The organism is Conyzicola nivalis, assembly GCF_040548875.1.
In the GTDB taxonomy this organism is placed as follows: domain Bacteria; phylum Actinomycetota; class Actinomycetes; order Actinomycetales; family Microbacteriaceae; genus Conyzicola; species Conyzicola nivalis_A.
The window spans coordinates 274,561-299,026 of the sequence record NZ_JBEPSJ010000005.1 but is presented as its reverse complement, the minus strand read 5'-3'; the positions used below and the strand labels follow the sequence as shown (position 1 = coordinate 299,026).

The window sequence follows — 24,466 nt, the reverse complement described above, 5'->3', positions numbered from 1 at the left end:
CATGGGCTAGGCCATCACGTCGATGGTCGCGGTCGGGTCGGCGAGCATCCACGGCCGGGCCGAGCTCGCGGCGGCGTCGGGCTCGACACCCGTCTCGCCGCCGGCTTCGCGGCGGCCCTGGCCGCGCTCGTCGCCGCGGTCTGCTGGCTGGTTCTGCGACGACAGGTCGAGGGTGCCGCCGAGGCCGGCCCCCGCCATGTCCTTGCGGATGTCGGGGAGGATGGCCCGCAGCGCCTCGCGCGAGAGATCGGTGGGCGCGAAGAGCTCGACGCGCACCCCTTCTGCACCGACGTGCGCGCGCACGGTGATCGGGCCGAGGTTCTCCGGCGAGATGTCGATCGTCATGACGTGCTCGCCGGGGCCCGCCGCGGCGAGGGTGAAGATGGGCGTGGCGACCTGCGCCTGGAGCGGAACGGGCGCTGCCGGGGTGGCGGATGACGGCGCTGCGGCGGGCGCCGCGGCGGTGGGCGTCGCAGCCGGCACGAAGGCGATCGGCGCCGCCGCGTCCTTCGGGGCTGTCACGGCAGTGTCGCCGACGGGCTGGCCGGCGACCGCGGGGGCGGGCTGTGCGGGCTCGGCGCCGGCGGCGGGTGTCGAGACGACGGGAGAGGCGGATGCCTGTGGCTGGCCGTTCGCCACGGCCGGCGCGGCCGAGGGTGCGGCGGGGCGCGCGGCGGGGAGCTGCACGGCCGCGACGCCGTCGAGCGCGCCCGCCGGCGTCGCGGGGGCAGCTCCTGCGGGCGTCGCCGCGGACGCGGAGCCGGCCGTCGAGGCGGCGGGATCGACGGGAGCGACGGGAGCGGCGGACGCGGCCCGCGGCACGGTCGGCGCGAGCACGGCCGCGGCGGGTGCCGACGAGGCGGCGGCGACCGCTACAGCCGGCGCGGTGCCGGCTGTGCTCGGGGCGACGGCCGCGTCGACGCCCGGCGTGATCGGCTGCGCGGCGGCTGCTGTGACGGGGAGGGCCGCCGGAGCCGCAGCACCCACGAGGGGCTGGGGAGCCGGCGCCGCCGTGGGCGTGGTGATGGTTTCGGTAGCGACGACGGAGGCGTCCGTCGTGCCGGCGGCCGGATCATCCGTCGCGGGCGTCTCGGCCGTCTCCGCCGCGGGGGCGGCGTCGCTGGGAGTCGCGAGTCCGGCCGTGATGGCCGCAAGCAGCTCCTCGGGCGTGGGCGTTGAGGCAGCCGCGGCCGGGGCCGACGCCGCCGGAGGCGTCGCGCCGAGCTGCTCGAGCATCGCAGCGCCGAAGCCCTCGGCCGAGCCCTGCACGGCGGTCGACGACGCGGTCGCCGGCGGGGTCGCCGTGCCGCTGAAGAGTGCGATCATGCTCACTGGGTGTCCCCGTTCGTTGGGCTGCCTGAGGTTGTCGTGGAGGCGATCTCGTCGATGGCCGACTGGTCGGCGGCCAGATCTTCGGTGGCGCGGGTCTCGTTGTGGCGGGTCTCGAGCTTCTCGAGTCCGAGCGAGCGGGCGCGGGCCCGGGCGTAGGCGGCCGCGGCGTCGTCGACGGCTGCACGGTCGCGGCTCTCCACGGCGGTGAGTTCGGCCAGCATGCTGCGCGACGACGATCGGGCCGCGGCGATGGCGTAGAGCACGTTGCTGCTCGTGGCGTCGACTCCGACGCCGCCGAGTGTGGCGCGCACGCGGTTCTGACGCGCTGCGCTCTCGCGGGCGCGGTCGTTGGCCGCGGCGAGGTCGCTCGCCGCCTGGTCCTGTTGCACCTGTCGCAGGCGCAGCAGGCCGGCGAGGCGGAAGTCGCGGGCCATCAGCCGGCTCCGAACGCTCGGGTGAGGCGCGTGAGCTGGGCCCAGGCGTCGACGACGCTCGACTGGTCGGTCATCCGCTGCTGCAGGAACGCGTTGATGTCGGACTCGAACTCGACGGCCGCGTCGACGAGCCGGTTCGCACCCGGCTGGTAGGCGCCGATGTCGAGCAGGTCCTGTGCCGACTTGCGGGCGGCGAGCACCCGCCGCAGCTGCGAGGCCACCTCGGTGTGCTCGGGGGTGTTGACGCGCGAGGCGACGCGGGAGATCGAGCCGAGCGTGTCGACGGAGGGGAAGTGTCCGGAGATCGCGAGCTTGCGGTCGAGCACGACGTGCCCGTCGAGGATCGACCGCGCGGAGTCGGCGATGGGCTCGTTGTGGTCGTCGCCGTCGACGAGCACGGTGTAGATGCCGGTGACCGATCCGACGGCTCCCGTGCCCGCGCGCTCGAGCAGCTGGGCGAGCAGGGAGAAGGTCGACGGCGGGTAGCCGCGGGTGGCGGGCGGTTCGCCGACGGAGAGGCCGATCTCGCGCTGCGCCATCGCGACGCGGGTGAGGGAATCCATCATGAGCATGACGTGGGCGCCGCGGTCGCGGAACGACTCGGCGATCCGCGTGGCGACGAAGGCGGCGCGCAGGCGCATCATGGCGGGTTCGTCGGACGTGGAGACGACGACGATCGAGCGGGCAAGGCCCTCTTCGCCGAGGTCGTCTTCGAGGAACTCGCGCACCTCGCGGCCTCGCTCGCCGACGAGGGCGATGACCGACACCTCGGCGTCCGTGCCGCGGGCGATCATCGAGAGAAGGGAGGACTTTCCGACGCCGGAGCCGGCGAACAGGCCCATGCGCTGGCCGCGGCCGACGGTGGTGAGGGTGTCCAGCACCCGCACGCCGAGCTGCAGCGGGGTGTCGATGCGGGCGCGGTCCATCGCCGACGGGCTCTCGTTGTCGACGCCGACGTACTCGTCGACGACGAGCGGGCCCTTGCCGTCGATGGGTCGGCCGAGTCCGTCGATGACGCGGCCGAACAGGCCGGATCCGGTGGGCACGAGCATCGGCGCGCCCTGGGCGCGCACCGGGTCGCCGGCGCTGATGCCGGCGAGTCGGCCCAGCGGCATGCAGCGGAGCCCCGTGCGGCTGGTCGCGATGACCTCGGCGACGACGGGCGAGTCGTCGCCGATCGTCACGAGGTCGCCGATGGCGCAGTCGACGCCGCTCACCTCGACGCTGAGCCCGAGCACCGACGATACGACGCCGACCCGCTGGGGGCGGGCCGCGTCGATGGCGGTACGGAAGGCGCGGGAGCGAGGGGGGAGCAGGGCGGATGTCACGGACGAGCCTCCTCGATGGCGGCGCGCGCTCGCGCCAGCGCCGTGGAGATGCGCGCGTCGAGGAAGCCGTTCGAGAACTCGGTCACCGCGTCGCCGCGGGCGAGGGACGGGTCGGGGGCGAAGGCGACTCCCGCGGCCTCGATCGTCGACGGGTCGAGGGCGGCGAGGTCGGACGGGTTGAGGCGCACGACCTGCACGCTGGCGGTGTCGACGGAGTCGAGCGCACGGAACAGCGCCGACTTCGCGGCGGTGCCGGCTTCGCCGAGCTCGCGACCCACGATGGCCTCGGCGAGCTGGATCGCCGCCTCGGCGATCGCGGCGTGCGCGCTCTCGAGCACGGGCACCGTACGTTCGTGCAGGGCCACGACCGCGGCGTTGAGCACGGAGGTCGAGAGATCGGATCGCGCCTGGAGGTGGCGCAGCGTCGCCTCGTGCTCGGCCCGCATTTCGACGACGCGAGCCGCGACATCCACCTCCGCAGCGCGCAGCCCGGCGGCGTATCCGGCGGCGTGCCCCGCGACGCGCGCGCGGTCTTCCGAGTCGTCGCGCACCGTGGTGCGCAACGACGGGAAGCTCAGCGTCGCGAAACCGGGGTCACTGGACATATTCGTCCTCGTCGCCGCGCTGCACGGTGATGCTGCCCTGGGCCTCGAGGTCGCGGATCGCACGCACCACCTCGGCGCGGGCCTCCTCGACCTGCGACGCGCGCACGGGGCCGAGGTTCTTGGTCTCGTCGTCGAGGAGTTCGCGGTTGCGCTCGGAGAGGTTGGTCTTGATGATCTCGATGACAGCCTCGGTCGTGCCCTTCATCGCGATGGCCAGCACGGCGGTGTCGATGCCGCGCAGAACCTGCTGCACGTCGCGGCGCTCGAGCTTGACGATGTCGGCGAAGGTCAGCATGCGGGAACGGATGTCGTCGGCGAGCTCCGGATCGATCTCGTCGAGGCGCTCGAGAAGAGCCTTCTCGGTGGCGATGTCGGCGCGGTTGATGATCTCGACGAGGGGCTGGACCCCTCCGACGACCTCCATCGATTCACCCGATGACACGACCGCACCCGCACGCACCTTGAGCGTGTCGGCGACCACACGCACCGACTCAGGGATGGCGGTTCCCATCATGCCGATGCACTGGGCGACCTCGCTGCGCTCCCGGTCGTCGAGGGCGGCCAGGACCGGCGCCGCATGGTCGGGGCGCATGTGGGCGAGCACCAGGGCGATGGTCTGCGGCAGTTCGCCGTCGAGCAGGGTCACGACCTGGCCGGAGTCGACGCTGTCGAGGAACTCGAACGCCTTGCCGGCCATGTTCGAGGCGACGCGGGTCATGAGGTCGCCTGCGCGCTCGGCGCCGAACGACGCCTCGAGCAGTGTCGTGGCGAAGTCCTTGCCGCCGCGCGAGCTCCAGCCGCCCTTGATCGTGAGATCGAGGTACTCGGTCATGACCTGGTCTGCGACCTCGGACTCGACGCGGCGCAGCTTCACGATCTCGCCGATGATCTCTTCGGCCTCGACCTCGCTGAACTGCTTCATGACCTCGGCGGCCGCGGTCTGGTCCATGCTCATCAGCACGACGGCGACCTTCTGCGTGCCGCTCAACGCGGCACGGACGACGGCGGTATCGCTCATGCGCGTTGGCCGTCCATCAGGCCGCGGAGGAACTCGGCTGCGCGGTGCGGGTCCTGCGCCGCGAGGGCGTCGATCTCGGCGCGGGTGCGGTCGGTCGAGTTCGGCTCGATGAGCAGGGGCGACGCGGGCACGCTCGGGATGGCGGGCCGCAGCGGCGTCGACTCCATGGCGGGCTGCGTGTCGTTGAGGATCGAGCGCAGGTCGGCAAGGTCGGCCGCCTCGTCGATCTCCTGCTTGCGACGCTTCGACCGGGCGGCGAAGACCGCGAGGGCGATGATGATGGGCAGAGCGATGGCGAGGGCGATCACCGCGGTGCGGATCAGGTCGGCGAGCCGGTCGGCGTTCGCCGCCTCCTCCGCTGCGGCGAGCGCCTCGGTGGCCTGCGCCGCGCCGGCACCGTTGAACGGCACGACCTCGACCGTGACGACGTCGCCGCGGTCGGTGTCGATGCCGGCCGCCGAGGAGACGAGAGCCGTGACATCCGCCACGTTCAGTCCCTTCGCCGCGCCCTCGTTGAGTGCGACCGAGATGGTCTTGCGGGTGAGCGATCCGGCGGGGATCGTGGTCGACTCCGTGACCTTGTTCACGGCGTTGTTGCGGGTGACGCTCGACGAGCTGCTCTCGCCGTTGCCGAGGCCGGCGCCGCCGGGGACGGCGATGTTGTCGGGGCCGAGCACACCGGCCGCGGTCTGGCCGGCGGCGCCGGTGCCCTCGACGGTGGCCGACTCGTTGAGCGAGAGCACGCCGTCGGGAGCCTCGAAGGTCTCCTCGACGCGCTGCGCCGACTCCTTGCTCATGTCGGCGGCGACCACGACGGTGGCGTTGCCGGCCCCGACGACCTTGTCGAGCATGGTCTGCACGGAGGCGCGGATCGCGGTCTCGTAGTCGGAGGTCTGCTGGTCTGCGCCGCCGAGCGCACCCTCGCCGACGGCGGAGAGCACGGTGCCCTTGGAGTCGATGACGGCGACGTCGGTCGGCGTCATGCCGTCGATCGACGCGCTCGTGAGGTGCACGATCGACTGCACCTGGTCGGAGGTGAGGGTCACGCCGCTCTGCGTCTCGACGAACACGGAGGCGGTCGGCGCGTTCTTCTCGGAGACGAAGACGGTCTCCTCGGGGATCGCGAGGCGCACCGAGGCGGTCTGGATGCCCTTGAGCGCCGAGATGGTCTTGGCGAGCTCGCCCTCGAGCGCGCGCTTGTAGGTCACGCTCTGCTGGAACTCGGAGGCGGTGACGCCCATCGTGTCGAGAAGCGAGTAGCCGCCCGTGCTCGACGACGGCAGGCCGACGGCCGCGGCCTTCAGGCGCTCGTCGTAGACGTTCTCCTCGGGCACCATGATCGTCGCGCCGCCGTTGCTGAGCTCGTACGGGATGCCGTCGGCCCGCAGCTGCTCGACGAGGGTGTTGGCATCCGCACCGCTGAGGCCGGAGAAGAGCGGGGTGTACGACGGCTTGGTGACCCACATGCCGAGCGCGACCGCGCCGAGCACGAGAACGGCGATGCCGATGATGGCGACCGTGCGCTGCGCGATCGTGAATTCGCGGATTGCGTTGCCGAGGTTGCGGAACGCCGACGTGACCTGGCGGGGCATCAGGCCTGCATCCGCATGATCTCGCTGAACGCGTCGATGCCCTTGTTACGCACGGCGGCGACGAGTTCGAGGGTGACGGCGGCCCGCGTCGAGGCGAGGGTCGCGTTGTGGATGTCTTCGAGGTCGCCGGTCACGGCCTTGATGGCGAGCTCGTTCGACGTGTTCTGCAGCTGCTGCACGTTGTCGACGGCTCCCGTTAGGGAGGCCGCGAAGCTCGAACCGTCGGTGGACTGGACTCCACCGACGTTCGGGACATAGCCGGTGCCGGTCGTTCCCTGCACCGAGGTTATTGCGAGCGGGTCCATTAGTTGCGTCCGATCTGGAGTGCTGCCTGATACGTCTCTTTAGCGCGGTCGACGACCGCCGCGTTCGCCTGGTAGCCCCGCTGGGCCATGATGAGCTGGCCCATCTGCGAGGCGAGGTCGATGTCGGGGTAGCGCACGTAGCCCTCCTCGTCGGCGAGGGGGTGGGCCGGTTCGTAGACCATGCGGCCCTCGGCCGATCCGTATGCCGCGCCGGCGACGTAGACACCGGTGGTGCCCTCGCCCTCCTGGGCGACGACGTAACGGGCGCGGAAGGCCTCTCCGTCGGTGGGCTTGACGGTGTTGATGTTGGCGAGGTTGTCGGAGACCGCGTCGAGCCACTTGCGGTGCAGGGTGAGCCCGGTGCCGGCGATGCCGATCGCGTCGAACGTCATCAGTTGGTCTTCATCGCGGTGCGGAGGGACGAGAACTGGCCGCCGATCGCTTGGCTGGCGAACTGGAAGCGGAGCACGGTGTCGACGTTCGAGAGCGTCTCGGTGTCGAGGTTCACGTTGTTGCCGTCGAGGCGGGTGGGCTCGAGCGATCGGGCGGTGACCGCCTCGATGTCGCCGCTGCCGGCGTCGACCGACTTCGCGAGGGCGTCTTCGAAGAGCACTCGGCGCGAGGTGTAGCCGGGGGTGTTCACGTTCGCGATGTTCGTCGCGATCGTGCGCTGCCGCAGGGCCAGGCCGTCGAGCGCGCTGCTGAGCGCAGCGGAAGTAACAGATTCGAGCACAGAGTCCGTCTTCTCATGACAAGAAACGAAGCGGCCGATCCGTGGCCTGATGGTGAGCAATCCGTGCTCTCACTGACTAGCTATCGGCTGCAACCGATTTCCCGTTAGGAGACTCGGCGAAGATTTCTGTCAGCCCGAGACGTCGAGGTAGACCGACTGGCCGTCGGCCTGGCGTGGCACGGAGCGCACGGCCGCGAGGTGGCGGCCCGTCTCGCGGTGCATCTCCTCGAGATTGCGGATCGACTCGCGCTGGTCGAGGAGCAGCCGTTCTGCCTGGTCGCGCAGGTGGAGCGGCAGCGGCCCGAGGTGGGTCGGCGGCGTCCAGGCGACGTGCGCCGCGGCATCCGTCGCCCCGTCGGTGTTCGAGGCCGTCTCGACCGAGAGCTCCAGCTCGGCCATGACCTCGGCCCAGCTGTCGTACTGCCGCATCGACTCAGGCAACGCCGAGCATCCCGCCGCTGGCGGGACGGGGAGCGGCCGGCTGGGTCGCCGTGAGCTGCATTGAGGCCTCGTGCCAGGCCTGGCGCAGCGGCTCGAGCAGTTCGATGCTCTCGCGGATGCGCTCGGTGTCGCGCTTCACGTTGGCGTCGATGAGTGCGCCGGCGACGTAGTTGTAGAGGGCGAGCAGGCGGTCGCCGCCGTCCCACGCGTCGACCTTGAGCGACGAGGTGAGCTCGGTGACGATGTCCTGCGCGTGCAGCAGGTTGGTGGATGCCACGGCCCACGACTTCGTCTCGTGCGCCTTCTCGGCGCGGTCGAGGTCGAGCAGCAGGCGGTCGTAGAGCATCGTGAGCAGCCGCATCGGCGAGGCCGACATGATCGCGTCGGCCGCGTAGCGGTCGCGCTGCTGCTTGGTGTTGGCGTACATCGTCATCGTCAGTCCTTCGATGCGTTCAGCGCGTTGACCTGGTCGGTCAGCCACGTCATCTGTGCGTTGAGCTTGCCCATGCTGACCTCGAAGGCGGTGTAGTAGCGCTCGAGGTTCGCCCGGCGGGTGGCCAGACGGTCGTCCCACTTCGTGACCTCTTCTTTGAGGGATTTGATGGTGGTCTCCTGGCCGGTGATCCTCGAGGTGAGGGTTCCGGTGGTCTTGTTCGAGATGCTCTCCGTCGCGGCGCCGATCCTGGTCGCGATCTCGGCGACGGCGGCCTGGGTCGCCACGGGGTCTTTCGCTAGCGCGGCCGCGAACTTGTCGGCGTCGAACTCCATCGTGCCGGTCTTCGTGATCGTGATGCCGTACTCCGACGGGGAGACCCCGTTGATCGGCGCCGATGCGGCGGCCAGCAGTTTCTGGCTGGCGTCGCGCACGGTGCGGTCGCCGGTGAAGGCGCCGCCCGAGGTGTACGGCTTGCCCTCGGCGTCGACGCTCGACACGGCGACGGTTCGGGTCGAGATGAAAGCCAGTGCGTCGGTGAGTCCGGCGATGAGGTTCTTGACCGACTCGGTGGTCTTCTCTGCGTTGCGTCCGACCGTGATCGTGACGGGAGTCGCCGCGACGGCGGTGACCGTAACTGCGACTCCGGGGAGAAGCTCGGCGAAGGTGTTGCTCTTCGAGGTGAGCACCTGCTCGGCGGGCGTACCGGCCCAGAGGGTGACTCGGGCGTCGGATGCCTGGCGCACCGTTGCCGCGCCCGGCTGCGTCATCACGTCGGTGCCCGCGGCAGCCGTACCTTCGCGAACGGTGAACGCGTTCGCGGCGCCGGTCTCTCTGCCGGTGAACTGCAGGCGGAACTGGGGTACGCCGGCCCCGTCGACGCCCGCGGCGACCTTGGTCGCGGTGACGCCCGTGGCAGACGCGTTGACCGCCTTCGCGATGTCGTCGAGAGAGTTCGACGCGGCGGTGAGTTCGACGGGGGTGCCCGTGGCGCCGACGATGGTGATGACCGATCCCGACCAGGCGGTCTTGAGACCGGTGACGGTGGACTGCGATGCGGCCAGCGCTCCGACGACGACGTCGATCTGTCCGGCGACGGCGCCGATTCCCACGGTCGCGGTAGCGCCGGGTCCCGAGACGGTGGCGGTGAGGTTGTCGAGGTCGGTGGGCTTGCTCAGCTTGCCGGCGAGGGCGCCGAATGCCGCGATCTTGGTGTTGAGCTCCTGCAGGGCCGTCGACGTGGTCGTGTTGCTCGTGACCTTGTTCTTGATGAGCGTCTGCGACCTGGTGTCGAGTGCCATGAGCTTCTCGATGAGCTCTGTGGTCGGATAACCGCTTCCGAGTCCGGGCAGTCCAGCCATGACGTGTTCTCTCCTCTGCTGCTGGACTGATGGAAGTGCGGGGATGAAAAAACGCCCGGCGGCGTCGAATAGAGACGTCCAGTTCCCTTATCGAACCGCCGGGCGTTGACTAGCTAACCGAGGTTACTGGAGAAGCTGGAGTACGCCCTGGTTGGACTGGTTCGCCTGCGCGAGCATCGCGGTGCCGGCCTGCGACAGGATGTTCGAGCGGGTGTAGCTGACCATCTCCGACGCCATGTCGGTGTCGCGGATGCGCGACTCCGCAGCGGTGAGGTTCTCCGCCGAGACGTTGAGCGAGTTGATCGTCGACTCGAAACGGTTCTGAACCGCACCGAGACCGGCACGCGCGGTCGAGATGTTCTTGATCTGCGCGTCGATCGCCGTGATCGACGACGCGGCGTTGGCCGCGGTGTCGTAGGTGAGTGCCGCGACAGCGGTTCCGACCGCGGTGGTGTCTGCACCGGTGAGGCTGACGACGATCTGGTTGTCTGCTCCACCCTCGGCGCCGACCTGGAAGCTCAGCGAGCCGGCACCCGAACCGGAGGTCGCACCGGTGAGGAGGCTGATGCCGTTGAACTTCGTCGACGTGGCGATACGCGTCAGTTCGGCGCCCAGTGCGTCGGACTCCGTCTTGATGTGTGCACGCGAGTCGGCGTTGTTCGAGTCGTTACCGGCCTGGACGGCGAGGTCACGAACGCGCTGGAGGATGGAGTGGACCTCGGTGAGCGCACCTTCAGCGGTCTGGATGACGGAGATGCCATCCTGAGCGTTGCGAGCCGCGACCTTGAGGCCACCGACCTGCGAGCGCAGGCCCTCGGAGATAGCAAGACCGGCTGCATCGTCCGCTGCGCGGTTGATGCGGAGGCCGCTGGAAAGCTTCTCCAGCGACTTCGACAGGTCGTTCTGCGTGTTGGACAGGTTCCGGTACGAGTTGAGTGCCGAAATGTTGGTGTTGATCTGCATACCCATGATGTTTTCCTCCGTGATTGGGTTTGGCTGCATCGGCCCATCCATGGGCTGACACTTCTAGCTATCGGCCGCCCGCCGGACGGCGTTAGGCGCGAGAGAAGATTTTTTTAAGGCTCAGGATGCCGCGGCCTCGGTGTGCACGACGCCGCGGTCGCGCACCGAGGTCGCCATCGCGTGCTCGGCCATGCGGGCGAGGTAGGCGCTGCGGCTGGAGACTGCGATGCGCGAGGTCGGCGTGTACTCGGCCACGCTGTCCGAGTAGTGCGTCTCGAGGCCGTCGCGCAGCAGGCGCACCGCCTCTGAGCGCAGCTGGGAGACGGCGGAGTGGGTGATGCCCGACTCCTCGGCGATCTCCTTGACGCTCTTGTCGTCGAAGTAGACGGCGGAGATGACGGCGCGCATCTTCTCGGGCAGTGCGTCGACCGCCGCGTGCAGGTAGGAGAGGCGCTCGGCCGAGAGCAGGGTCTCTTCGGGCAAGGCCGACTCGGCGACCAGGACCTCGGCCACCGTCTCGTCGATCGCGACCACGACTCGGGAGGCGTCCGCGATGCCGGCCGCGGCCGACTCGACGTCGACGCCGAGCGCTGCGGCGACCTCCTCGACCCGCGGCTTGCGGCCGAGGGCGGACGACAGGGAGTCCTGGACCGCGAGGGTGTCCTTGATGCGGCGGCGGGCGCCCCGGGTGGCCCAGTCGCTGGAGCGCATCTCGTCGGCGAAGGCGCCGATGATGCGGCGGCGGGCGAATGCGCCGAACGGGATGCCGAGCTCGGCGTTGAAGCTGTCGGCCGACGAGATGAGGGCGAGCGCCCCGGCGGAGGCGAGGTCGTCTCGAGAGAGGTGGCGGGCCTTGGCCCACGTCTCGGATACGAGGTATCCGACGAGCGGCAGGTTCTCCACCACCAGCGCGTTGCGTTCGTGTCGTTCCACAGCGTGACCCCCGTCAGCGGTATTTCTGGCTGCGCGCAGGATCGCGGTGAGCGCGGTCTTACGCAGTTTTCTGGACGTAAATGTGTTGCGGTGCGGGCCAGGGTAAACACGCGGTTGTTCGGGTAATTGGAACTGTATCCGCGGTCGTGGACGATCCCTCAGTGTTGGTCTGCCCCCAAAGCGAGGACCCCTCGAACGGGGTTCCCCCGTACGGGTTTCACCGAATTCGGGCACTTCCGCATGATTCCGGGAAACTTTCTTGTAGTTCTCCCTAACGGCGGTGTAGCCGTTGCCGAAAGTTAATCTCGACGCGGACCCTGGATCACTCGAAGATCCTTCTGGAGGTGCACCGCCGATACGCAGAGAGGGCACACCGTCATGGGCACACATGAACTGTCGGCGTCCCTGTGGCGAGAGCGCGAACTGCTCGAACTGCTCGTTTTCAAACTCACCGAAGAGCAGCTGCTGCTGACGTCGGGCAAGGCCCGCTGGTTGCAGTACGCGACGCAGGAGGTCGAGCAGGTGATGCAGAAGCTGCGCACCGCCGGCCTCGCACGCTCCCTCGAGGTGTCGAGCCTCGCCGAAGACTGGGGCGTCGACGAGAACTCCACGCTGCGCGAGCTCACGGTGCATTCGACGGATGACAGCTGGCGCGACATCCTCACCGCCCATCTCGTCGCGATGACCGCCCTGACGCGTGAGATCCAAGAGCTGCGCGACCTGAACCTGCAATACCTCCGCACCGCCATCCGCTCCGCCCAGGAGTCGATGGCGAACGGCGCAACCGCCAGCGGAACCTACGACGCCAATGGCGTCGCTGAAACGTCGTCGGCGTCTGCCCGAATGTTCGACCTGAAGCTGTAAGAGGACCAACGATGAGCACATTCAGCGGGCTGAACGCCGCCTACACCGGACTGGTCGCGGCCAGACACGGCATCGACGTCGTCGGCCAGAACATGCTCAACATGAACACCGAGGGGTACACCAGGCAGCGTTCCGTGCAGGGCGCCTCGGGGTCGCTGGCCCAGGTCGGCCCGCTCATGGGCCAGATCCAGGTCGGCCAGGGCGTCTCGGTCACCGGAGTCCAGCGGCTCGGCGACACCTTCCTAGACGCGAAGGTGCGCACGACCGCCGCGGCTAGCGGGTACTGGGGGGTGCGCGCCAACGAGCTCACCACACTTCAGGCGTCGCTCAACGAACCCAGCAAGAACGGCATCTCCGCGCAGTTGTCCAACGTCTGGAACGCCTGGACCGCTGTCTCGATGAAGACGGGCGATGCCGCGGGCGCCGCGGTACTGATCCAGGAGTCGAAGGCGCTCGCCGGCCAGATCGCCGTCGGCTACACCGCCGTCGACAACCAGTGGACCCAGCTGCGCACCCAGACGGTCGGCATGGCGGCAGAGCTCAACTCCGCCGCCGAACAGGTCGCGGGGCTCAACGGCCTCATCCGATCGACTCTCGCGGCCGGATCCTCTGCCAACGAGCTCATCGACCAGCGCAATCTGCTCACCACGACGATCTCCACTCTCACGGGCGCCACGGTACGGAACATGCCGGATGGCACGGCCGAGGTACTCGTCGGAGGCAACACCCTCGTCTCGGGTGACAAGTCGTACGCCGTCGCTGTCTCCGGCACCCCGGCCATGGTCGGGGCAGCCGGAGACCCGGTCAGGCTCACCTGGGTCACGCGGCCCGGCGTGCCCGTCACCCTCGACGGGGGCGAGATCGCCGGTGCGCTGTCCACCCTCGCCGCCGCGAACGGCACCGGCACCGGCGGCGCGCTCGCCGAGGCTGCCAACCAGTACAACGTGTTCGCGCGGGAGATCGCCGACAAGGTCAACGCCGTGCACCGCACCGGAACGCTGGCCGACGGGGTCACCACAGGGCTCGACTTCTTCGCCGTCGACGCGGTCGGCCCAGCCGCCCTCGGCCTGACCGTCATCCCCACCGACAAAGACGGGATCGCGACAGCGAAGCCGGGCGCCGGCGGAGCCGACGGATCGATCGCGGCGGCCATCGCAGCGCTCGGCAAGGCGGTCGACTCGCCCGACAAGAGCTGGTCTGCGATTGTGACCGGAATCGCCGTGGCCGCCAGGACGGGCCTGCAGCAGTCGAACCTCGCCGACCTCTCCACCAAGTCGGCGGTGGGCAACCAGCTCTCCAACGCCTCCGTCGACGTCGACGAGGAGAACATCCAGTTGGTGGCCTTCCAGACCGCGTACAACGCGGCCGCCCGGCTCATGACCAGCGTCGACGAGATGCTCGACACCCTCATCAATCGCACCGGAATCGTCGGGAGATAGCTCGTGATCAATCGCGTCACCAACCAGGGCCTGATGATGACCGCCCAGCGCAACCTCCAGCAGAGCCTGAGCCAGCTGGCACAGAAGCAGAACACGGCGGGCACGCTGAAGCGCATCGACCAGCCGTCCGACGACCCGTCGGGCACCGCCGACTCCCTCCGCATCCGCGCCGAGCAGGCCGCCGTCGCGCAGTACGGCCGCAACCTGAACGACGGCAACGCGTGGTTGAGCGTCGCCGACACCGCCCTGAGCAAGACCAACTCGCTGCTGCAGAAGGTGCGCGAGCTCACGGTGCAGGGCGCGAACGACGGCGCGCTGTCTCCCGTGCAGAAGGAGGCCATCGCGGTCGAGCTCGAGACGCTCCGTGCCGACCTGATGACCACCGCGAACACCGAGTACCTCGGCCGCAACGTCTTCGCCGGCAACTCCACCGCGGGAAAGGCGTTCACCGATCTCGACGCCGTTCCCCCGGCTCTGCCCTACACGTCGACGGGCACGGGCAGCGCGGTCGAACGCCGCATCGGCACCAACACGAGCATCCGCGTCGATGCCGACGGGGCCGCCGTCTTCGGCGAGGGCGACGCGTCGGTCTTCAAGCTCGTCGACAACATCATCGCCGACCTGCGCTCGGGCGTGAACATCGGGGTGCGTCTCGACGAGATCGACACCCGAAGCTCCGCTATCCTCGGGCAGTGGGGCACGGTCGGCGCGCGCCAGGCACAGTTGATCAAGGCCCAGGGGGCGAACGTGAGCGAATCGGTCTCCCTCGAGGCCCAACGAGCCGACATCGAAGACGTCGACCTCGGCCAGGCCATCATCGAGCTCAAGGCTCAGGAGCTGAGCTACCAGGCGGCCCTCTCGGTCACCGCGAAAGCGCTTCAGCAGAACCTGATGGACTTCCTCCGATGAGCGCCGCTCTGAGCTTCGCGACACCGCCGCACGGACTCGCTCCGCACACCGACTTCGAGCTGCGCGAGGTCGACGGTGCCGACGGCCTCTTCGCGCTCCAGGCGGTGGCCGACGCCGGCATCCGCCTGTTCGTGCTCGACGCCTCGGTCTACCTGCCCGACTACTCCCCCGTGATCTCCGACGAAGACTGCGTGAAGCTCGACGTGCACACCGCCGACGACGCTCTCGTGCTCGTCGTCGCGAACCCTGCCGCGGGCGGTACGACGATGAACCTGCTCGCCCCGATCGTGGTCAACGCCACGAGCGGCGCGAGCGCGCAGATCATCCTCGACGGCCAGGACTTCCCGCTGCGCGCCCAGTTGAGCAGCGTCCGCGCGGCCTGACCGCAACTTCTCCCACCTCGATCGGGCGGCGATGGCACATTGTCACGCCGCGCGACAGGGGGTACTCCCGCTGGGAACCCCGAGTTATGGTCGTGTCAGTAACACGCCCAAAGGAGGGAGTAGCGATGAGTATCGCCGAACATCACAACAGCCGCACAACTACGGCCGAACCCACGCTCACCTGGGTCGCAGAGCAGGCCGGCCTATGGGTCGCCCGGCGTAACGGCGACTTCGTGGGAATGGTCGAGGCCCGATGGGGCAGTGGATTCGCCGCAACGACGCGGCTGGCCAAGCCACTCGGAACCTTCGGCACCGTCGAAGAAGCGCAGAGGGCGCTCGAGGAGACGCTGACGAACTAGCGGATCACTCTCACGCGAACAGGCCGGACCGGAGACGGTCCGGCCTTTTCGCGTGGGGGGGGATGATTCGGAGGCTCCGCTAGAGCGCGCCGGCGAACGTGTCGCAGGCCTCCGGGCCGCCCTCGTAGCCCGCCGTGAACCACTTCTGCCGCTGTTCGCTCGATCCGTGCGTCCACGATTCCGGGTTCACCTGCCCGGTGGCCGACTCCTGTATGCGATCGTCGCCCACCGCCGCCGCGGCGCTGAGCGCGTCGGCGACCTGCTGGCTGGTTATCGGCTCGAGGAACGGGGTGCCGCTCGCGTCGGGCACCGTCGACGCCTCGCCGACCCACGCCCCGGCGTAGCAGTCGGCCTGCACCTCGAGGCGCACGCTGTCTGAGTCGGGACCGGTCGCGGCGAGGTCGAGACCGTCCATGGTGCCCGTGATGTTCTGGATGTGGTGTCCCGACTCGTGCGCGAGCACGTACAGCTCGGCGAGCGGACCGCTGTTCGCCCCGAACCGGTCGCGCAGATCGGTGAAGAACGACGTGTCCATGTAGATGGTCTCGTCTGCAGGGCAGTAGAAGGGACCGACCGCACTCGTGGCGCCGCCGCATCCGGTATTCGTCTGATCCTCGAAGAAGATGACGGGTGGCACACGGTAGTCGGATAGCTGCGTTGCCCAGTAGGCGTCGATGGACTCGCCGGCGAGGTCAAGCCGGCAGTCGAGGTTCGCGTTCGCGTCGGCGCCGGTATCGCAGGCGGCGATCTCCTCGTCTGCACCGTTCTGGGGGGTGCCTCCGCCCGCGAGTCCGGTGAGATCGACGCCGAGGAACTGCGAGAGAAGGAAGAGCGCGATGACGGCGACTCCGCCGCCGCCCGCGACGATGCCCCCGGTACGACCGCGGCGTCGGGTCTTGCTCGAGCTGGACTTGGCGTTGTCGTTGAACGTCATCCCCACACGCTACTGCTGGAGAGCGTCGGAGCGCTAAATCGGGGTTCGGTGACGAACACTAAAGCACATAGCGCGCTCCCATAGCTGCCCCCCGAAGGGGGGATATGGAGGGGCAGAGCCGGGGGAATAGCGTCGGGTCGTCGCCCCCCTTGGGGGGTCAGCTTTACCCCACACCCGGAGCAGCACCCGAACTCGACACATACCCGGTCGAGCCTGCTTCGGAACCCAGTAATAGGAGCGCCGCACCCACGGTGCTCTTAGTCGTCCCCGAAGTACTGGAATGCAGGAAAAAACTAGTGGTCGAATTCGCGCTTTCCCGAAGCCGCTCGCGGCGTGTCGCGCTTCAGCACCCTCTACACAGCACCATCGGAGCCCACGGCACCCAGCCGCATTCCGCGCGATCGGGGGTGAAAGAGACACCGGCCAGCTCCCCGCTCGCGGATTCACCCGCGAGCGGGGCGCGCTGGGCCAGCAGCTACCGCACGAAACTGCGGGTCACCGACGCGGCCACCATCGTCGCCGCGGTCGGCGCGACGTTCCTGGCACGCTTCGGATTCGACACGGCCGAGACGTTCGACTCTCCGGCGGCGGCGCGCTTCGCCCTGATGTCGGCGCTCGTGGTGCTGGCGTGGGCCTTCAGCCTGTCTGCGTTCCGTAGCCGCGACCCCCGGGTCGTCGGAATCGGCGCGAGCGAGTACAAACGCGTCGCGCACGCCAGCACCACCACGTTCGGCCTGCTGGCCGTCGTGTTCCTCGTCTTCCAGGCCGACACGGCCCGTTGGTTTCTCACCCTCGCGTTTCCGCTCGGTCTCTTCTCCCTCCTCCTGGGCCGCTGGCTCTGGCGGCAGTGGCTCATGAGCCAGCGGAAGACCGGGCACTTCCTCTCCCGTGTCATCGTCATCGGCAAACAGCCCGACGTCGAGAAGGTCGTCTCGCAGATCCGCAGCAGTTCGGGCGCCGCCTACTCGGTCGTCGGAGCCGTCGTCGAGGAGAACGACGCAGCGCCCGCGATGGGCCAGCTCGACGACCTCGTGGTTCTCTCCGGGCTGGCGCGGGCGGCGGAGTTCGCTCGCACGCTCGGCGTGGAGGGGGTCGTCGTGGCCGGTCAGCCCAACGGCGGCAGCGACTACATCCACGACCTCGCCTGGCAGCTGGAGGGCACTACCGCCGACCTGATCCTCGCGACGAGCCTCGCCAACGTGGCCGGGCCGCGCATCCACTTCCGCCCCGTCGAGGGACTCCCCCTCATCCACGTCGAGATCCCGCAGTTCGACGGCGGCAAGCACGTCGCGAAACGCGCCATGGACGTCACCATCGCGGCGACGGCCCTGCTCCTGCTCGCGCCGGTCTTCGCCGTGATCGCGATCATGGTGCGGCTCGACAGCGAGGGCAGCTCGTTCTTCGCCCAGGAGCGTGTGGGGCGCGGCGGGGTGCCGTTCCGCATCTTCAAGTTCCGGTCGATGAACGCGGCGGCACCGCAGCAGCTCGAGACACTCACCGCGAGCAGCGAGGGCAACGGCGTGCTGTTCAAGATGAAGAACGACCCGCGGGTCACCCGCCTCGGCCGCACGCTGCGCAAGTACTCGCTCGACGAACTGCCGCAGCTGTGGAACGTGCTCGTCGGCGACATGAGCCTCGTCGGGCCGCGCCCCCCGCTCGCCCAGGAGGTGAGCGCCTACGAAGACCACGTTCACCGCCGCCTCTACATCAAGCCGGGGCTCACCGGCATGTGGCAGGTGAACGGACGCTCGAACCTCAGCTGGGAGGACAGCGTGCGGCTCGACCTCTACTACGTGGAGAACTGGTCGATCATGGGCGACCTCATCATCCTGTGGCGCACCGTCAAGGTCGTCGCCCAGCCGGTGGGGGCGTACTGATGACCGGCCTCGACGAGCGGTCGCTCATGCACGACGAAGACCTCCCACCCCGCATCGCGTCGACCGCCGACATCGACCCGCGCGCGAAGATCGGGCCGGACAGCCTCGTCTGGCACCTGGCCCAGATCCGTGAGTACGCGCAGATCGGCGGCGGGTGCATCGTCGGCCGGGGCGCCTACGTCGGGCCCGGCGTGATCATCGGCCGCAACTGCAAACTGCAGAACTATGCCCTCGTCTACGAGCCGGCACTGCTCGAGGACGGCGTCTTCGTGGGCCCCGCCGTGGTCTTCACCAACGACTCGTACCCGCGCGCGATCAATATCGACGGCAGCAGGCAGACGAACGACGACTGGCAGGCAGTCGGCGTCACCGTGCGGACGGGAGCGTCGATCGGGGCTCGCGCGGTCTGCGTCGCGCCCATCACCATCGGGCGGTACGCGCTCGTCGCGGCCGGCGCCGTGGTCACCCGCAACGTCGCCGACTACGCGATGGTCGTCGGCGTTCCGGCGCACCGGGTCGGCTGGGTCGGCCGCGCCGGAGTGCCGCTGGTCGCTACCGGCGACGGAGAGTTCGTCTGTCCGAGCACCGGCGAGCGCTTCGTCGAGCACGAGGGGGTGCTTTCGCCGCAATGACGCAGCAGACTTCGCAGGCGACACTACGGCGGCTCGTCGTGGGCGGCCTCGTGCTGACCGGCGTCATTGCCGCCGTCGCCGTTACGTACTCCGTCGTCCCCGCCCCGGCGAGCACCTCGATCCCCGGGGTCGCCGCACCCACGGGCCGCACCGGCGACGCGTCATCCGCCCCTCCCACCGCTTCGCCTCCGGCGACCGACGCCGAGTCGGCGCGGCCCCCGTTCTCTGCCGCCCCCGTTCCCCTCGGTCCCCGAACCTCGACAGAGGTGGAGGCCGGGGCGCAACCAGACCCGGGGCAACCGCCGCCGCTCGCGCTGCCGCCGCTGATGACCGGCGACCTGCCCGCCGACGCCTCGGCACTGCAGAAGATCGTGGCCGGATTTCCGAGGGTGATCCCGATCGCCGAGCAGTCGACCGTCGTCGCGTCGTCGGTCAGCTCGAGCGGCAACCGGGTGCAGGCCACCCTCGAGGCCACGACGACACAGTCGCCGGCGAGCGTCACCGAGTACTACCGCACCGTGTTCGCGGCCCTGTCGCTGCCCGGCACGTCCACTCCGGCGACCGGCGGTTCGAGCGGCACGGTGTTCTCGCGCGGCGGCGACAGCGTCACCCTGACGGTGAAGCCCGACGGCGACGGCGCCCATTACTCCCTCTTCGGCGCCATCGATGTGACCCGCTGATCGGCGCCGCCCGTGTACATCTCCCTCCCCCAACGCGGCCCGCGCCAGAAGACCGGCGCCCCCGCCGCGCGCGTGTCATCCGTCGTCGTGACCCTCGGTGTGGTCAGCATGCTCACCGACATCTCGTCGGAATCGGTCGCTTCGATCCTTCCCCTCTATATAACGGGCGCGCTCGGGCTGTCGACGATCGCGTACGGGTTCATCGACGGCATCTACCAGGGAGTGAGCGCCATCGTGCGCATCGGCGGCGGCTGGGCGTCCGACCGCACCGACAACCCGAAGTGGGTGGCGTTCTTCGGCTACGCGGCCTCCGCCGCCACGAAGGTCGGCCTGCTCTTCGTCAGCGGCTTCGCCGGGATCGCCTCGGTGATCGCACTCGACCGCCTCGGCAAGGGCGTGCGCACAGCGCCCCGCGACGCGCTCATCACCGCGTCGTCCGTGCCATCCAATCTCGGCAGGTCGTTCGGCGTGCACCGCATGCTCGACACGATCGGGGCGGCCGGCGGGCCGTTGCTCGCCTTCCTGATCCTCTTCTTCGTGCCTACCGGCTACCACCTCGTCTTCATCGTGTCGCTCGGCTTCGCGGTGGTGGGCGTGGTGATCCTGGGGCTCGTCGTTCCGGCGATCCGTCCGCGGCGGCAGAGCGCTGCGGCGGGCGAGCCGCGCCAGCCGTTCCGCTGGCGCACCCTCGCCGAGCCGCGCCTGCGCCGCCTCATGTTCACCGCCGGCATCCTCGCCGTCCTCACCGTGGGCGACGGCTTCATCTACCTCGTCCTGCAGGACCGCAGTCCCTTCGCGGCGCAGTGGTTCCCGCTGCTCTACGTGGGCACCAACGTGGCGTTCTTCATCTTCGCCGTGCCCCTCGGCCGGCTCGCCGACCGTTTCGGCCGCGCGCGCGTGTTCGTGCTCGGACACGTCGCGCTCCTCGGCGCCTACGCCTGCGCCGCCCTGCCGGTGGGCGGCGCCGCCGTCACCGTCGCCTGCCTCGTGCTGCTCGGCGCGTTCTACGCGGCGACCGACGGGGTGCTCGCCGCGCTCGCGAGCGAGGCCACCCCGCCCGAGAACCGCGCCACCGGGATCGCGGCGGCTCAGACCGTCGTCGCCATCGGGCGCCTCGTCGGCTCGACCGCCTTCGGCATCCTCTGGTTCGCCGTCGGCCGTGAGCTCGCGGTCATCATCGTCGCGGCCGCCCTCGCCGCCGCCATCCCCGCGCTGCTGGTGATGGTGCGCCCGCTCGCACGGACCTCGGCCGTCTGATGACCCCCCGCGCGCGCCTCGTCACCGCCGTCGTGCTGACGGTCGTGCTGCTCGGATCGACCGCCGCGTACGCGGTCAGCGCCATCGTCGGCCATCAGGCCCGGCAGGCGATCCCCGCCGAGGCCCAGACCGCGGCCTTCGACAGGCAGGTGGCGGCCGGCCGCATCGTCTTCCGGAACACGACGGCGGATGCGGCCTACGGGCTCGTGGCGAGCGTTTCTGCCGACGACCCCTCCGGCGATCGCTCGGTCACCGACATCGCGTGCGACCGCGTCTACTCCGAAGCCCGGTCGACCATGTGCCTGCGCATCGACCGTGGAGTGCTGACGACGTTCTCGGCGAACCTCCTCGACACCGCCGGAACCGTGCAGCGCAGCTGGTCGCTGCCCGGCATCCCGAGCAGGACGCGTGTCTCGTCCGACGGCGAGCGCGTCGCCTTCACCTCGTTCGTGACGGGAGAGGCCTACGCCACCGTCGGTTTCGCCACCGCGACGCAGATCTCCACGATCCACGGCGACGACTACGGCAACCTCGAGGACTTCGCGCTCACCATCGACGGCACGCCCAACACCGCGGCCGACCGCAACTTCTGGGGGGTCACGTTCACGAGCGACCCCGACGTGTTCTACGCCACCGCCGCCACGGGCTCGAAGACCTGGCTCGTGCGCGGAGACCTCGCCGCGCGCACCCTCACCTCGGTGCGGGAATCGGTCGAGTGCCCGTCGCTCTCACCCGACGAGACCCGCATCGCGTTCAAGAAGAACATCTCGACGACTGCGACCGCGCACTGGTCGATCGCCGTGCTCGACCTGACCACGAACAAGGAGACAGTGATGCCCGATCCGCGCAACATCGACGACCAGGTCGAATGGCTCGACGACTCGACACTTCTCTACGGCCTGGCCCGAGACGACCAGCCGGGCGACAGCGACGTCTGGTCGATCCAGGCCGACGGTCGCGGCGCATCCGCTCTCTTCATCGAACACGCGACGTCGCCGTCGGCGGTCCGGCCGTGAGCGCCGAACGCATCACTCTCGGCGGCTGCCCGATCGACCTGCGCGACCGCTCCGGTGCCGTCGAGGAGATCCGGCAGCGCTCCCTCGACGGCGAGGCGCCGCCGCTCGGAGTGGTGTCGGTCAACCTCGACCACGTGCACCACTTCGGCAGCGGGTCGCGCTGGCAGGGCGTGATCGACCGCGCACCGCTCGAATGGCTGCACCTCATCGACGGTGCACCGATCGCGACACAGGCCAGCCGTCTCACCGGGCGGGCCTGGCCGCGGCTCGCCGGCAGCGACCTGATCGACGACGTCCTGCGGGCGGCCGAGAGCGACGGGGTGCGGGTCGGTTTTCTCGGCGGCGACAACGAGACGCACACCGCCCTGCGCGACCGGCTCGCCGACGACTATCCGTCGCTCGAACTCGCCGGGATGTGGTCGCCGTCACGCGACGACCTCGGCGACCGGGACCGCTCCGGCGAGATCGCGAGGCAGATCGCCGAGGCCCACACCGGGATCCTCGTGGTCTGCCTCGGAAAACCGCGTCAGGAGCTGTGGATGGCCCAGCATGGCGAAGCGACCGGCGCCCGGGTGCTCCTCGCCTTCGGTGCCGTCGTCGACTTTCTCGCCGGCCGGGTCGACCGCGCCCCCCGGTGGGTCGCCGCCGCCGGCGTCGAATGGGCCTGGCGACTCGCCCACGAACCGCGCAGACTCGCGACGCGCTATCTCGTCGACGGTCCGCCCGCCTACCGTTCCGTGCATCGACAGCAGGGTCCCGCTACCAGACCGCGCAGCGCGACCGGACGCTTCCTTCCGGAGAGCGAGCACGCCGACGTCGCGGTGGCGATCGTCACCTACAACAGCGCGCGGCACGTCGGTGCGTTGATCGAGAGCCTGCGGTCCGAGGCGGAACACCTGCGGCTGCGCGTGGTCGTGGCCGACAACGGGTCGACCGATTCGACCCGTGCTCTCGTCGCGGCGCACCCCGACATCATCACGGTCGACCCCGCCGGCAACCGCGGCTACGCCATGGGCATCAACCTCGCGCTGCGCCGGGCCGGCGACGCGGAGGCGCTCCTCGTGCTGAATCCCGACCTCGAGGTCGAGGCCGGGTCGATCTCCGAGATGCTGCGGAGGCTCCGCCAGCCGGGCGTCGGCGCGGTGGTGCCGAAAGTCCTCGCCCCCGACGGCGCCGTGTACCACTCGCTGCGCCGCGAGCCGACGATTTGGCGCGCGATCGGCGACGCGCTGCTCGGCAGCCGTGGCGGCGACCGGCCGGCCTTCTCGAGCGAGACCGATACCAACCCGGAGAGCTACCAGCACGCGCACCGCGTCGAATGGGCGACGGGTGCGGCTCTGCTGGTTCGCCGCGAGGTCGCCCGGGTGGCCGGCCAGTGGGACGCCCGGTTCTTCCTCTACTCGGAGGAGACCGACTACTTCCGCAGGCTCCGCGACCTCGGGTACGAGATCTGGTTCGAACCCCACGCACGGGTCAGCCACGATCGCGGCGGATCGGGCACCTCGCCGGAACTGGCGGCGCTGATGGCGGTCAACCGCGTGCGGTACGTGCGCAAACACCACACACCGGGCTACGCCGCCGGGTTCCACGCCGCCGTGATCCTGCACGAGGCGATGCGCAGCTACACGAGGGAGCATCGCGACACCCTCCGCGTGCTGCTCGACCAGCCGTCGTGGAGACGCCTGCCCCACGCCACGCGGTGGGCCGCGCATCCCCGTTCCACGCCGATCGGCGCCGTCATCGTGCCGGCACACAACGAGGCGGCGGTGATCGCGCGCTCGCTACGCGCACTGGCTCCGCTCGCCGACGGCGGGACCGCCGAGGTGATCGTCGTGTGCAACGGGTGCACCGACGACACAGCGCAGATCGCCAGGGGATTCGCCGGGGTGCGGGTCGTCGAGATCGACCGACCGTCCAAGGCATCCGCGCTGAACGCGGGAGACGCCGCGGCGACGTCGTGGCCACGCCTCTATCTGGACGCCGACGTCGAGATCCACCCCGGGGCCGTCGCCGCGGTCTTCGCCGAACTGAAGACCGGCCGGGTGCTCGCCGCGCGTCCCGCCTTCCGCTACGACACGAGCGGGGCGACCGGGCTCGTCCGCGCATACTACCGGGCGCGCGCACGGGTGCCATCGAGCGACGAGTCGCTCTGGGGCGCTGGGGCGTACGCACTGAGCGAAGCCGGCCACGCCAGGCTCGGCCGCTTTCCCGACGTGACCGCCGACGATCTCGTGGTGGACTCGCTGTTCGTACCGGGCGAGAAGGTCGTCGTCCCCACCGAGCCGGTGCGTGTCCGCACCCCGCGCAGCCTCGCCGGGCTGCTCGCGATACTCACCCGCCAGCACCGCGGCAACCTGGCGGCCCCGGCTCAGCCGACGACCTCGACCACCGTCGTCGAGCTTGTCTCGAGCGTGCGCGGTCCGTTCACGCTCTCCGACGCCACCGTCTACGCCCTTCTCACCGCGGTGGGCCGACGACGCGCACGTCGGGCGGCAGCGACCTCGGTCTGGGAGCGCGACGAGTCGAGCCGTGCCGGCGACTCGCGCTCTCCGCGCGCGCCGGGTCCCGTCGTCGCTCGAACGCGCACGACCAGCCACCGGGTCCCGCTCTTCGACGAGGAGTCCTGAGTGCGCGCGAA

Annotated in this window: 26 protein-coding genes; 11 read left to right on the top strand and 15 right to left on the bottom strand. The window is 69.8% G+C overall.

Annotated features, from left to right (window positions below; translation table 11 throughout):
- Nucleotides 1–6: 6 nt before the first annotated feature.
- The 14 genes from ABIE21_RS17670 to ABIE21_RS17605 form a co-directional block, all read right to left on the bottom strand.
- A complete protein-coding gene (locus tag ABIE21_RS17670; protein ID WP_354026167.1) occupies nucleotides 7–1,326 on the bottom strand; it encodes a flagellar hook-length control protein FliK in 1,320 nt (439 codons plus the stop codon).
- Between the two features lie 2 nt (nucleotides 1,327–1,328).
- Nucleotides 1,329–1,766 carry a hypothetical protein gene (locus ABIE21_RS17665; RefSeq protein ID WP_354026166.1) on the bottom strand — a complete coding sequence of 146 codons (438 nt, stop codon included), beginning with the start codon at nucleotides 1,764–1,766 and terminating at the stop codon, nucleotides 1,329–1,331.
- Complete coding sequence (locus ABIE21_RS17660; protein ID WP_354026165.1) at nucleotides 1,766–3,094, bottom strand: FliI/YscN family ATPase; 1,329 nt, start codon at nucleotides 3,092–3,094, stop codon at nucleotides 1,766–1,768. The genes ABIE21_RS17665 and ABIE21_RS17660 overlap by 1 nt, the downstream gene beginning before the upstream one ends.
- Nucleotides 3,091–3,699 carry a FliH/SctL family protein gene (locus ABIE21_RS17655; RefSeq protein WP_354026164.1) on the bottom strand — a complete coding sequence of 203 codons (609 nt, stop codon included), beginning with the start codon at nucleotides 3,697–3,699 and terminating at the stop codon, nucleotides 3,091–3,093. The genes ABIE21_RS17660 and ABIE21_RS17655 overlap by 4 nt, the downstream gene beginning before the upstream one ends.
- A complete protein-coding gene (gene fliG, locus ABIE21_RS17650; RefSeq protein ID WP_354026163.1) occupies nucleotides 3,689–4,717 on the bottom strand; it encodes a flagellar motor switch protein FliG in 1,029 nt (342 codons plus the stop codon). The genes ABIE21_RS17655 and fliG overlap by 11 nt, the downstream gene beginning before the upstream one ends.
- On the bottom strand, nucleotides 4,714–6,309 hold the full coding sequence (gene fliF / locus ABIE21_RS17645) for a flagellar basal-body MS-ring/collar protein FliF (protein ID WP_354026162.1): 1,596 nt from the start codon (nucleotides 6,307–6,309) through the stop codon (nucleotides 4,714–4,716). The genes fliG and fliF overlap by 4 nt, the downstream gene beginning before the upstream one ends.
- A complete protein-coding gene (gene fliE, locus ABIE21_RS17640; RefSeq protein ID WP_354026161.1) occupies nucleotides 6,309–6,614 on the bottom strand; it encodes a flagellar hook-basal body complex protein FliE in 306 nt (101 codons plus the stop codon). The genes fliF and fliE overlap by 1 nt, the downstream gene beginning before the upstream one ends.
- Nucleotides 6,614–7,006 (bottom strand): flagellar basal body rod protein FlgC, encoded by a 393-nt coding sequence (locus tag ABIE21_RS17635; RefSeq protein ID WP_354026160.1) that lies wholly within the window; start codon nucleotides 7,004–7,006, stop codon nucleotides 6,614–6,616. The genes fliE and ABIE21_RS17635 overlap by 1 nt, the downstream gene beginning before the upstream one ends.
- Entirely contained in the window at nucleotides 7,006–7,347 is a 342-nt protein-coding gene (locus tag ABIE21_RS17630; RefSeq protein WP_354026159.1) for a flagellar basal body rod protein FlgB, read from the bottom strand. The genes ABIE21_RS17635 and ABIE21_RS17630 overlap by 1 nt, the downstream gene beginning before the upstream one ends.
- Nucleotides 7,348–7,476: 129 nt before the next feature.
- The gene (locus ABIE21_RS17625) at nucleotides 7,477–7,776 is read right to left on the bottom strand and encodes a hypothetical protein (protein WP_354026158.1); all 300 of its coding nucleotides are present in this window, start codon (nucleotides 7,774–7,776) and stop codon (nucleotides 7,477–7,479) included.
- Between the two features lie 4 nt (nucleotides 7,777–7,780).
- Complete coding sequence (gene fliS, locus ABIE21_RS17620) at nucleotides 7,781–8,221, bottom strand: flagellar export chaperone FliS (RefSeq protein ID WP_354026157.1); 441 nt, start codon at nucleotides 8,219–8,221, stop codon at nucleotides 7,781–7,783.
- 2 nt (nucleotides 8,222–8,223) lie between these two features.
- Complete coding sequence (fliD, locus tag ABIE21_RS17615; protein ID WP_354026156.1) at nucleotides 8,224–9,582, bottom strand: flagellar filament capping protein FliD; 1,359 nt, start codon at nucleotides 9,580–9,582, stop codon at nucleotides 8,224–8,226.
- A 123-nt stretch (nucleotides 9,583–9,705) separates the two neighbouring features.
- Nucleotides 9,706–10,551, bottom strand: a complete 846-nt coding sequence (locus ABIE21_RS17610; protein WP_354026155.1) for a flagellin — start codon at nucleotides 10,549–10,551, stop codon at nucleotides 9,706–9,708.
- A 114-nt stretch (nucleotides 10,552–10,665) separates the two neighbouring features.
- Nucleotides 10,666–11,478: a sigma-70 family RNA polymerase sigma factor gene (locus ABIE21_RS17605; protein ID WP_354026154.1), complete on the bottom strand. Its 813-nt coding sequence runs from the start codon at nucleotides 11,476–11,478 to the stop codon at nucleotides 10,666–10,668.
- A gap of 378 nt (nucleotides 11,479–11,856) precedes the next feature.
- Between ABIE21_RS17605 and ABIE21_RS17600 the strand changes: the two genes are divergently transcribed.
- The 5 genes from ABIE21_RS17600 to ABIE21_RS17580 all read left to right on the top strand — a co-directional run bounded on the left by ABIE21_RS17600 (nucleotide 11,857) and on the right by ABIE21_RS17580 (nucleotide 15,432).
- Nucleotides 11,857–12,342: a flagellar protein FlgN gene (locus tag ABIE21_RS17600; RefSeq protein ID WP_354026153.1), complete on the top strand. Its 486-nt coding sequence runs from the start codon at nucleotides 11,857–11,859 to the stop codon at nucleotides 12,340–12,342.
- An 11-nt stretch (nucleotides 12,343–12,353) separates the two neighbouring features.
- On the top strand, nucleotides 12,354–13,781 hold the full coding sequence (flgK, locus tag ABIE21_RS17595; RefSeq protein ID WP_354026152.1) for a flagellar hook-associated protein FlgK: 1,428 nt from the start codon (nucleotides 12,354–12,356) through the stop codon (nucleotides 13,779–13,781).
- A 3-nt stretch (nucleotides 13,782–13,784) separates the two neighbouring features.
- Nucleotides 13,785–14,690, top strand: a complete 906-nt coding sequence (gene flgL / locus ABIE21_RS17590) for a flagellar hook-associated protein FlgL (RefSeq protein ID WP_354026151.1) — start codon at nucleotides 13,785–13,787, stop codon at nucleotides 14,688–14,690.
- The gene (gene fliW / locus ABIE21_RS17585; protein WP_354026150.1) at nucleotides 14,687–15,073 is read left to right on the top strand and encodes a flagellar assembly protein FliW; all 387 of its coding nucleotides are present in this window, start codon (nucleotides 14,687–14,689) and stop codon (nucleotides 15,071–15,073) included. Before flgL ends, fliW begins: the two co-directional genes overlap by 4 nt.
- A gap of 125 nt (nucleotides 15,074–15,198) precedes the next feature.
- Entirely contained in the window at nucleotides 15,199–15,432 is a 234-nt protein-coding gene (locus ABIE21_RS17580) for a hypothetical protein (RefSeq protein WP_354026149.1), read from the top strand.
- A 79-nt stretch (nucleotides 15,433–15,511) separates the two neighbouring features.
- Here the strand turns inward: ABIE21_RS17580 and ypfJ are convergent, their stop codons facing one another.
- Nucleotides 15,512–16,366 (bottom strand): KPN_02809 family neutral zinc metallopeptidase, encoded by an 855-nt coding sequence (ypfJ, locus tag ABIE21_RS17575; protein WP_354026148.1) that lies wholly within the window; start codon nucleotides 16,364–16,366, stop codon nucleotides 15,512–15,514.
- 407 nt (nucleotides 16,367–16,773) lie between these two features.
- On the opposite strand from ypfJ, the gene ABIE21_RS17570 reads away from it, so the two are divergent.
- The 6 genes from ABIE21_RS17570 to ABIE21_RS17545 are packed head-to-tail and all read left to right on the top strand — an operon-like array spanning nucleotide 16,774 to nucleotide 24,455.
- Nucleotides 16,774–18,243 carry a sugar transferase gene (locus ABIE21_RS17570; RefSeq protein ID WP_354026147.1) on the top strand — a complete coding sequence of 490 codons (1,470 nt, stop codon included), beginning with the start codon at nucleotides 16,774–16,776 and terminating at the stop codon, nucleotides 18,241–18,243.
- A complete protein-coding gene (locus ABIE21_RS17565; RefSeq protein WP_354026146.1) occupies nucleotides 18,243–18,875 on the top strand; it encodes an acyltransferase in 633 nt (210 codons plus the stop codon). Before ABIE21_RS17570 ends, ABIE21_RS17565 begins: the two co-directional genes overlap by 1 nt.
- Nucleotides 18,872–19,555: a hypothetical protein gene (locus ABIE21_RS17560; RefSeq protein ID WP_354026145.1), complete on the top strand. Its 684-nt coding sequence runs from the start codon at nucleotides 18,872–18,874 to the stop codon at nucleotides 19,553–19,555. The genes ABIE21_RS17565 and ABIE21_RS17560 overlap by 4 nt, the downstream gene beginning before the upstream one ends.
- A gap of 12 nt (nucleotides 19,556–19,567) precedes the next feature.
- Complete coding sequence (locus ABIE21_RS17555) at nucleotides 19,568–20,812, top strand: MFS transporter (protein WP_354026144.1); 1,245 nt, start codon at nucleotides 19,568–19,570, stop codon at nucleotides 20,810–20,812.
- Nucleotides 20,812–21,828: a hypothetical protein gene (locus ABIE21_RS17550; RefSeq protein WP_354026143.1), complete on the top strand. Its 1,017-nt coding sequence runs from the start codon at nucleotides 20,812–20,814 to the stop codon at nucleotides 21,826–21,828. Before ABIE21_RS17555 ends, ABIE21_RS17550 begins: the two co-directional genes overlap by 1 nt.
- On the top strand, nucleotides 21,825–24,455 hold the full coding sequence (locus tag ABIE21_RS17545) for a WecB/TagA/CpsF family glycosyltransferase (RefSeq protein ID WP_354026142.1): 2,631 nt from the start codon (nucleotides 21,825–21,827) through the stop codon (nucleotides 24,453–24,455). The genes ABIE21_RS17550 and ABIE21_RS17545 overlap by 4 nt, the downstream gene beginning before the upstream one ends.
- Nucleotides 24,456–24,466: the final 11 nt, after the last annotated feature.

Excerpts from the sequence above, each read along its gene's own strand:
- ABIE21_RS17670 (WP_354026167.1), bottom strand. The coding sequence starts at position 1,326 with ATGATCGCACTCTTCAGCGGCACGGCGACCCCGCCGGCGACCGCGTCG.
- ABIE21_RS17665 (WP_354026166.1), bottom strand. The coding sequence starts at position 1,766 with ATGGCCCGCGACTTCCGCCTCGCCGGCCTGCTGCGCCTGCGACAGGTG.
- ABIE21_RS17655 (WP_354026164.1), bottom strand. The coding sequence starts at position 3,699 with ATGTCCAGTGACCCCGGTTTCGCGACGCTGAGCTTCCCGTCGTTGCGC.
- fliG (WP_354026163.1), bottom strand. The coding sequence starts at position 4,717 with ATGAGCGATACCGCCGTCGTCCGTGCCGCGTTGAGCGGCACGCAGAAG.
- fliF (WP_354026162.1), bottom strand. The coding sequence starts at position 6,309 with ATGCCCCGCCAGGTCACGTCGGCGTTCCGCAACCTCGGCAACGCAATC.
- fliE (WP_354026161.1), bottom strand. The coding sequence starts at position 6,614 with ATGGACCCGCTCGCAATAACCTCGGTGCAGGGAACGACCGGCACCGGC.
- ABIE21_RS17635 (WP_354026160.1), bottom strand. The coding sequence starts at position 7,006 with ATGACGTTCGACGCGATCGGCATCGCCGGCACCGGGCTCACCCTGCAC.
- ABIE21_RS17625 (WP_354026158.1), bottom strand. The coding sequence starts at position 7,776 with ATGCGGCAGTACGACAGCTGGGCCGAGGTCATGGCCGAGCTGGAGCTC.
- fliS (WP_354026157.1), bottom strand. The coding sequence starts at position 8,221 with ATGACGATGTACGCCAACACCAAGCAGCAGCGCGACCGCTACGCGGCC.
- fliD (WP_354026156.1), bottom strand. The coding sequence starts at position 9,582 with ATGGCTGGACTGCCCGGACTCGGAAGCGGTTATCCGACCACAGAGCTC.
- ABIE21_RS17610 (WP_354026155.1), bottom strand. The coding sequence starts at position 10,551 with ATGGGTATGCAGATCAACACCAACATTTCGGCACTCAACTCGTACCGG.
- ABIE21_RS17600 (WP_354026153.1), top strand. The coding sequence starts at position 11,857 with ATGGGCACACATGAACTGTCGGCGTCCCTGTGGCGAGAGCGCGAACTG.
- flgK (WP_354026152.1), top strand. The coding sequence starts at position 12,354 with ATGAGCACATTCAGCGGGCTGAACGCCGCCTACACCGGACTGGTCGCG.
- fliW (WP_354026150.1), top strand. The coding sequence starts at position 14,687 with ATGAGCGCCGCTCTGAGCTTCGCGACACCGCCGCACGGACTCGCTCCG.
- ABIE21_RS17580 (WP_354026149.1), top strand. The coding sequence starts at position 15,199 with ATGAGTATCGCCGAACATCACAACAGCCGCACAACTACGGCCGAACCC.
- ypfJ (WP_354026148.1), bottom strand. The coding sequence starts at position 16,366 with ATGACGTTCAACGACAACGCCAAGTCCAGCTCGAGCAAGACCCGACGC.
- ABIE21_RS17565 (WP_354026146.1), top strand. The coding sequence starts at position 18,243 with ATGACCGGCCTCGACGAGCGGTCGCTCATGCACGACGAAGACCTCCCA.
- ABIE21_RS17560 (WP_354026145.1), top strand. The coding sequence starts at position 18,872 with ATGACGCAGCAGACTTCGCAGGCGACACTACGGCGGCTCGTCGTGGGC.
- ABIE21_RS17550 (WP_354026143.1), top strand. The coding sequence starts at position 20,812 with ATGACCCCCCGCGCGCGCCTCGTCACCGCCGTCGTGCTGACGGTCGTG.